At 44.0% G+C, this 7,901-nt stretch carries 8 protein-coding genes; 6 read left to right on the top strand and 2 right to left on the bottom strand.

Annotated elements, in window-relative coordinates; genetic code table 11:
• Window positions 1-48: 48 nt before the first annotated feature.
• Window positions 49-492, bottom strand: coding sequence for an aspartyl protease (locus tag QUA04_RS28065; protein WP_333263614.1), 444 nt, complete (start codon window positions 490-492; stop codon window positions 49-51).
• A gap of 119 nt (window positions 493-611) precedes the next feature.
• Between QUA04_RS28065 and QUA04_RS28060 the strand changes: the two genes are divergently transcribed.
• The 3 genes from QUA04_RS28060 (at window position 612) to QUA04_RS28050 (ending at window position 3,136) form a co-directional block, all read left to right on the top strand.
• Window positions 612-1,901, top strand: coding sequence for a pentapeptide repeat-containing protein (locus tag QUA04_RS28060; protein ID WP_333263611.1), 1,290 nt, complete (start codon window positions 612-614; stop codon window positions 1,899-1,901).
• 97 nt (window positions 1,902-1,998) lie between these two features.
• Window positions 1,999-2,274, top strand: a complete 276-nt coding sequence (locus QUA04_RS28055) for a hypothetical protein (protein ID WP_333263608.1) — start codon at window positions 1,999-2,001, stop codon at window positions 2,272-2,274.
• A 28-nt stretch (window positions 2,275-2,302) separates the two neighbouring features.
• A complete protein-coding gene (locus QUA04_RS28050) occupies window positions 2,303-3,136 on the top strand; it encodes a mannosyltransferase family protein (RefSeq protein ID WP_333263605.1) in 834 nt (277 codons plus the stop codon).
• 42 nt (window positions 3,137-3,178) lie between these two features.
• On the opposite strand, the gene QUA04_RS28045 is transcribed toward QUA04_RS28050, so the two are convergent.
• On the bottom strand, window positions 3,179-3,802 hold the full coding sequence (locus tag QUA04_RS28045; protein WP_333263602.1) for a TenA family protein: 624 nt from the start codon (window positions 3,800-3,802) through the stop codon (window positions 3,179-3,181).
• A 177-nt stretch (window positions 3,803-3,979) separates the two neighbouring features.
• Between QUA04_RS28045 and QUA04_RS28040 the strand changes: the two genes are divergently transcribed.
• The 3 genes from QUA04_RS28040 (at window position 3,980) to QUA04_RS28030 (ending at window position 7,632) form a co-directional block, all read left to right on the top strand.
• Entirely contained in the window at window positions 3,980-5,917 is a 1,938-nt protein-coding gene (locus QUA04_RS28040) for a hypothetical protein (protein WP_333263599.1), read from the top strand.
• 56 nt (window positions 5,918-5,973) lie between these two features.
• A complete protein-coding gene (locus tag QUA04_RS28035; RefSeq protein ID WP_333263596.1) occupies window positions 5,974-6,936 on the top strand; it encodes a glycosyltransferase family 2 protein in 963 nt (320 codons plus the stop codon).
• A gap of 84 nt (window positions 6,937-7,020) precedes the next feature.
• Window positions 7,021-7,632 (top strand): glutathione S-transferase family protein, encoded by a 612-nt coding sequence (locus tag QUA04_RS28030; RefSeq protein ID WP_333263593.1) that lies wholly within the window; start codon window positions 7,021-7,023, stop codon window positions 7,630-7,632.
• Window positions 7,633-7,901 lie beyond the last annotated feature (269 nt).

Genomic DNA, 7,901 nt, shown 5'->3' with positions numbered 1-7,901 from the left:
ATTAATTATGAAATGGAACCGAAACATCAAAAACAAAGGTAACGCGAGTTAATGCAGTTTAGATGTCGAACAGCTTACTCGCAACCGTCGATTTTTAAAATCTGGTTCTAAGCCTAGTTCTTCCATTGGAATCACGCCCAAAAAAACAGCAGAAACGCCTTCGGGCAATTCTAAACAATCAAATCTGCCTTCTCTCCCCTCTACAATAATTTGAGCGCCTGCAAAAATTCGACCTTTTTTGATGCCAGCCGATGTTTCTACATCTCTTTCTCCTACTTGTTTTAAGCCTAACTGGCTAATAATGGGATCTGGCAAGGAAAGCAGAGTTGCTCCAGTATGGACAACAACGCTATCGAGGGTAACAGAGCGAACTTCCTCAGCAGCAATGAATCTCCGTTCCGCCATAACTAGATCGATGAAATTTGTGACGGTGATTGTAGTGATTACTTGACCCATTTGTTTTTCTTGCAGATTGGGGAGTACCAGGGCCATAGTATGTTACCTGTTTGAGTGTAATTAGTGGAGATTTATATTGTAATATTATCTAGAATCCTGCTGGGTTAGTTAAAATCGTTTTATTGACCAGCCACAGTTAGAATTTGCCTCAACGCATGACACCAGAACCAAACTCTTCTCAACCCAATCGCCCTGAATCTAATGTGACTGTAGAAAGTCAGAACGGTGCGAGCCCTACTGTGCCACCAGAATCAGGGACAATCGTCGCTACTGCTGAACCGGAAAAACCGATGCCGCCTGCAACTCGCAAGGTTTTATTGCAGCAGCAGCCGGCCCAAACGACTGCAGAGAAGTCGGGGTCGGTACTGATCTTGGGCTCTATAGCTGCGATGATCGTTGGACTGGCGATCGATAATGTGTGGATGGGTTTGTTGGGTTCGATCGGGGCAATCTCGCTCGCGCTGCGGATGATGTGGCCGACTTGGGGCAAAATCTGGCTGCAGTCAATGCCCCCCACTTGGCGCACGCTGATCGTTGCTAGCTTCGGTCTTTTAGTAGGGATGGCGGGCTTGCTGATGCTCAGCGGTACTAATATTGAACCCGGAAGCCGCAATATCAAAATTAACTGGGATGCTGTCGGGGCAATCGGCGAACTGATCGGCGCTTTGGGCCAAATTTTGATCGCAATTTTGGGCGTTTACGTGGCTTGGCGGCAGTACGTGATCTCGAAAGATTTGACGATTCAGCAAAACAGAATTACGCAGCAGCAAACGATCGATGCTTATTTTCAAGGAGTTTCCGACTTAGCCCTTGACGAACAAGGGTTTTTGGAAGACTGGCCGCAGGAAAGGGCGATCGCAGAAGGCCGCACCGCGGCGATTATGAGCAGTGTAGATGCTGAAGGTAAAGCTAAAATTCTGCGGTTTTTGTCGCAGTCTAGATTGGTTACTCCTCTGAAGCGCGATCGGCTTTTAGGCCGCCCCATCCTTGACGGCGACGGCGGCTACGCTGAAGACAGAGATCACGGTATCCGCGTTATCGATCTCAATGTCATGTTAGCGGGTGCTGACCTAGCTGGCACCGATTTGCGGTGGACGGATTTGAGCGAAGCCAACCTCGTCCGCGCCAATCTCAGCAAGTGTGATTTAGTGAAAGCCAACCTCTCGCGCGCTGTCTTGTACGACGCCAATCTCGCTCGCGCCGACATGAGAGCCGCTGCATTATTCTACGGCTCGGCAGAAACTGCATCTCCCCGCAGCCGTACCGAATTTCCCAACTATCAAACGGGCGAACATACCGGCGCTGTGGTTGAACGTGCTGATTTCACCGCTGTCAAGCGGCTGTCGGAGGATCAGCGCTATTACTGCTGCGCTTGGTGCGGATCGAAGTCGAGAGAGACTATTCCCGGTGGCTGTGAAGGGATTCCCAATAAACTCGGACGTTAAAATTAGTAGTACGTCTGTACTTACGTATATATTTGGCGAGCACTCGGCAGCGGACTATACTTTAATTTGAAATCTACAGTCTTGCGCTGTTTTAGCCATGGCAAATACGGATTTAGAGCTAGAAGTAATTCCGCGCCTGGAGCGCTCCAAAAGCCGGGACGGGTTAATTTTTGTAATTGCTATGTGGTTTCTGAGCCGATCAATAATTGCGATCGGGATGCAGATAATCGCTCCTTTAGTCTGCAAGAACCCGCCAGTGTATGCCATTCTGCCGCCTCTGGGTTTTGTCAGTGGCTTCCTTCCCAAAAGCGGTTGGGAACTGTTTTCCCACTGGGACGGTAAATGTTACGTCGAAATCGCTAACTTAGGCTAGCTATCCAGATGACGGGCTGCACCATTCTGTGGCTTTTCATCCGCTGTTTCCTTTGCTGATGCGCGGGTTGGCGACTCTTGGAATGCCAGTGGAAGTAGCAGGGGTACTCATCAATAGTTTTGCCTTTCTGGGTGCCTTAGTGCTCGTATACTTTTGGGTGGAGGAGCGATACGATGCTGGTGCAGCAAAGTGGACAAATGCTGTGCTAGCTTGGTGTCCGTTCTCACTATTTTGTACTGTCATATACACAGAAGGATTGTTTTTGTTCCTGACAGCATCGGCTTTACGAGCTTTTGAGAGGGGCGAGTATATTTGGGCGGCTTTTTGGGGAGCTTTGACGACTGCTACTAGAGGCCCAGGAGTAGCCCTGATACCTACTTTTTTGCTGACAGCTTGGAGGGAAAAAAGACCTCCCCTCGCTTATGCTGCTGGTTTTGCTAGCGCGATCGGCTTCTTTTCATTTAGTTTATATTGTGCTATTCGTTTTGGAGATGCTTTAGCATGTGTTCACGTCCAAAAAGCCTGGGTTCAGCCTACTTGGTTGGAAATATTTAAGGACTTTTTCAGTTTCCGCTTGCAAGCTGTTAGTAAAGTGGCGATGATTTTTGGGGGTGGGTATTTGTTGTGGTATTTGCGAAAAAGGCTGAGCATTACAGTCGTCTGTTTCGGTTTTTGCTCTTTAGCACTACTGATAAACTCTGGTGCTCTGCAATTGCTTCACCGATACGCTTACGGCATTGTGTCGCTCTCGATCGAACTCGGTTTAGTGTTGAGTAGTCACCCTCGTTGGGGATATGCTGTTATGACATTATTTGCTATATTCCTGCTATACATGGCTGTTAAATTTGCTGCCGGGGCGTAGGTAGCTTAAGATAATTCTCTATATTTTTTGGATAAACTTAATTTACTCTATTTCCCAAGCTGCCTGAAAAAAGTCTCTTTCGCACAGCATGGCGTAGCGATACGTTGCTTCTACTTCCGGCGCAGCTTCTGCGTAGCGATCAACCAAACTTTCCAGGCGTTTTACTAAAATCTCAAAATCCGGGCTGCTATAGGTGAAAATCCAGTCGCTAAAGGCGTGTTCCGGTATATTAGGTTTAGCTAGCTGCTGTCCCAAAAAAGCATACAACCGCAAGCAAGGAGTCATCGCGGCTGCTGTCAAACCGACACCGCTTCCCCAGGCGGTCGCTAATAAAAAATCTGTGTAGCGACGGGTAGCGATTCCCGGTTTTGCCTCTTGCAAGTTTACACCCCATTTGGCTGCATATCCTTGATGCAAACGAAGTTCTTCTAAAACACCGCTACCGAGATTGTGGAGAATTTCAAACCCCTCCCACTCGGGTGCTTTTGCCGCAGCGATACTGTAAGCCCGAGCGAATGCTCCCAGAAAAAATGCGTCTTGTGTAACGTAATATGCAAAACTATTTTGGGGGAGGCTGCCCTCAGCAATGCCTCTGACAAAGGGATGTTGTAGACAAGCTTCGCTTAAGTCTTGATTGGCTTGCCAAAGATAGTTAGAATTAGTCATGATTTGTTGATCTCTCCGTTATTATGGTATTTGTTAGAGTACTTACGCAAACCACATGGTTTATACTCTAAATTTATACTCTAAAACAGTGGGAAAGACAACCAGGGATTAACAATACAACCTGGCTTTTAGCCTTCCCGCACTGAGCGTTCTGTCTTAAATTAAGGCTCCAAATCTATGATAACAGATATATTCGGCTTGATTCCATTGGTGGCTCTGGGCATTTTGTTTTTCATATTTCAGAAAATAGATAATTGTTGGCGTAGCGCTATTTTATCCGCAGCAATTGTGGGGGGAGTTATTGTTGCTTTATCTACTGAAATTTTTAGTTTATTTAGGTTGCTGACTTTTGAGTGGGTGTTGGGGCTGTGGTTGGTAGTAGATATTCTGTTGTTGATTTTTTATCTAAAATTTAAAATTTTCCAACCAATTGTGGAGAAAAATCAAGATGAGAAATTTCCGACTTTCTTGCTGGGGTTGCTAGGCGGTGTATTATTTATTTTTGCTGCTGTTGGTTTAATTGCTCTAGTTGCACCGCCTAACAATTGGGATTCTATGACTTATCACATGAGCCGGGTTGTGCACTGGATGCAAAACCGCAGTGTGGAGCATTATCCAACTTCTTATGTGCCACAGTTGTATCACCCGCCTTGGGCTGAGTTTGCGATTATGCACTTTCAGATTTTAAGCGGGAGCGATCGCTTTGCTAATTTGGTACAGTGGTTGAGTATGGTGGGAAGCGCGATCGCAGTTTCTTTAATTGCTAAGCAACTGGGTGCTAATTTGCGCGGTCAAGTTTTTGCGGCTGTTTTTGCTGCGACTTTGCCGATGGGTATCCTCCAGGGTTCTAGCACTCAAAACGATTATGCTGTATGTTTCTGGGTAGTTTGTTTTGTTTGCTGCGGTTTAGCAGGACTCTCCGCAGGAATTACGGGGTTTAATATTTTTAAAATTGGTGCGAGTTTGGGTCTAGCTCTCTTGACCAAAACGACAGCTTATATATTTTGTTTGCCTTTTATTGTTTGGTTTATTGTAGGAGGAATTAAATATTTTGGGGGGAAGATGCTGCCACCAATTTTGATAATAGCCACGATGACTTTAGTTTTGAATATCGGTCACTTTTGGCGAAATTACGATTTATTCGGTTATGCGATCGGAGCGCCTCAAGATTTTACTAAAGAATATAAAATTGAAGTATTTACGCTGCCAACTTTCCTGTCAAATGTAATTAGAAATTTAGGTATGCAAGCGGGTACGAGGATTTCGCCAATTAACGGTGCGATTGTGGGAGTGATTAACATCCTGCACCGAATATTGGGCATAGCTACAAACGATCCGCGCATCACTTGGCCTCCCGGACAAGTATTTGCAATCGCAACCCCGTCATTTAATGAAAACACAGCTACAAATCCCCTTCACTTTTGGCTGACATTTGCCACATCCGCACTTATATTTAATACCCCAAAGTTGATAAAAACCCGAATAGTAGTAACTTATTTAATTGCTGTAATAATGACATTTTTACTGCTGTGTCTTCTGCTGAAGTTGCAGCCTTGGCACAGTCGACACCACCTGTCAATATTTGTATTATTTTCGCCCCTATTTGGATTAGTGGCATCGGAATTATCAAATCATAAAATAGCGAATTATCTGGGGGCGATTCTGATTGTTATGTCGCTACCTTGGATTTTTCACAACAACTTTAGACCTATCCTGGGAGATAGTAACATTTTTAATAGCAGCAGACACGAGCTTTACTTTGCAAGTCGGCCAAACATCGAGGTTGCTTACAATACAGCAGTAGATTTTGTTAAATCAAAAAACTGCACGAATATAGGGCTGTCATTTTGGGCTAAAAATGTCTGGGAATATCCCTTGTGGGTAATGTTTACAGAGTCGGGAAAACCACCACCTCGCATCGAGCACATTTCCACTATCGATCCTGTTGTCCAGCAAAAGCTCAACTCGGAACCTTACAAAAGTTTTACCCCTTGTGCCATAATTTACTCTGCTACAAAAAATGACGGCAGACAAGGCAAAGAGATGGTTGTCAAAAATCAAACTTACCTACAAAAATGGTCGATGAAGCCGCTGAGCGTGTTTGTGAAAAAATAACCTTTTGATTTATTTGATTTAACGGTTAAAAAGCCGATTTTTAAACAGAAACTGCAATGAACGATACACCTAAGTATTCCTTAGTAATTCCTATCTATAACGAAGAAGAAAATCTCGCTGAATTGTATCGCAGAATTAGTGCCGTGATGGAGCGAATGGATGGCCCAGTAGAATTAATTTTAATCAATGATGGTAGCCGCGATCGCTCTCTCGAACTTTTGCGAGAATTGCACGAAAAAGACTCGCGAATTTGTTACCTCAGTTTGGCCCGCAATTTCGGTCATCAAATAGCTGTAACTGCAGGGTTAAACTTTTCTAGAGGTCAAGTTGTAGTGATCATGGACGGCGATTTGCAAGACCCGCCAGAGCTAATTATAGATATGGTAGAACAGTGGCGGCATGGCTATCAAGTTGTTTACGCTCAACGCACTCAACGCCGTCAAGAAGGTTGGTTTAAGCGGTTGCCGGCTTATATGTATTATCGCATTTTGCGCCATCTGGCTGATGTTGATATTCCGATAGATACCGGAGATTTTTGTTTGATGGATAGGTGCGTGGTGGATGTACTCAACGCCATGCCTGAACGCAACCGCTACATTCGGGGATTGCGCGCTTGGATTGGTTTTAAACAAACGGCGGTTAAGTTTGAACGTGATCCGCGTTTTGCTGGCGAGGTTAAGTATACCTTCAGAAAATCTTTGAGTTTGGCGATGAATGGTTTAGTATCTTTTTCAAAAGTTCCCCTCCGACTTTCGATTTATTTGGGGTTATTTGCTGCATTTATATCTGTGTTAATGGCTTTTTTAATTTTGTATTGGCGGCTTTTTTATCCAAATTCTGCCTTAACTGGTTTGACGATTGTGATGATGGCGGTTTTCTTTTTGGGTGCGGTGCAGTTGGTTAGTATTGGGATTTTGGGCCAGTATGTGGGGCGTATTTACGAGGAGGTGAAGGGCAGGCCGCTTTATACTTTGGCAGAAGTGGCTGGTTTTGGCGATCGACACCGATCGCCAAAATAATTTTAGCAAACAACGGTTAACTCATCGTGCCTAAATTATCTAATTTATGAGATAATTTAAGATCATAAAATCTTCTCAAGAATCATGTTTAAACTTTACGAATATTCCCCCTCGGGCAATTGCTATAAAGTTCGCTTGCTCTTAACTCAACTTAATATTCCCTTCGCTCGCACAGAGATAAATATTCTCCAAGGAAAAAGCCGTACACCTGAATTTTTGGCCAAAAATCCCAATGGCCGCATTCCGGTGTTAGAAATCGAACCGGGTAAATTTCTGTTTGAATCGAATGCGATTATGTTTTACTTGAGCGAAGACACTGAGTTTTTCCCCACGGATAAATTTGAACGCGCTCAAGTCATGCAGTGGTTATTTTTTGAACAGTACAGCCACGAACCTTTTATTGCTACTTCTCGTTTTTGGTATTTAACAGGGAAAGCTCAAGAATATCAGGAAGCACTCCACCAAAAACAAGCACCGGGTTATGCTGCTTTGGGGGTGATGGAACAGCATTTAGCAGAAAATGAGTTTTTTGCGGGCGATCGCTATACTATTGCTGACATCGGTTTATTTGCTTACACGCACGTTGCTGGTGAGGGCGGATTTGACTTAACGAGATTTCCGGCAATTCAAACTTGGATCGATCGCGTAAAAAGTCAACCTCGATATATAAAAATTACACAAAAAAATTTAATTTAAATGAGGCTAAAAATACTATACGTCTAAGTAAGTGGGTGCGAAAAAACCGAACTATGTTAAAATTAAGTAAAGAGAGGGAATACGTCTACCAAGCTAACTCAATATATAGGCGCTAGATTCAGGGTAAACGCATCTAAATTAATTGGACAAACCCCTGAATTTTTGCATTACTAAATAACTAAAAAAACCTTATAACCCACATTCCGCAGATGTGGGTGGAATTTTTTTATCAGTTGTGAAAAGTGGGAACCCCAAAGTTTTTCCGTTGA

The sequence above is a fragment of the Microcoleus sp. S13_C5 genome, assembly GCF_036700845.1.
GTDB lineage: Bacteria > Cyanobacteriota > Cyanobacteriia > Cyanobacteriales > Microcoleaceae > Microcoleus.
The sequence above is the reverse complement of the archived record's forward strand: the minus strand, read 5'-3'. Positions and strand labels throughout refer to the sequence as shown.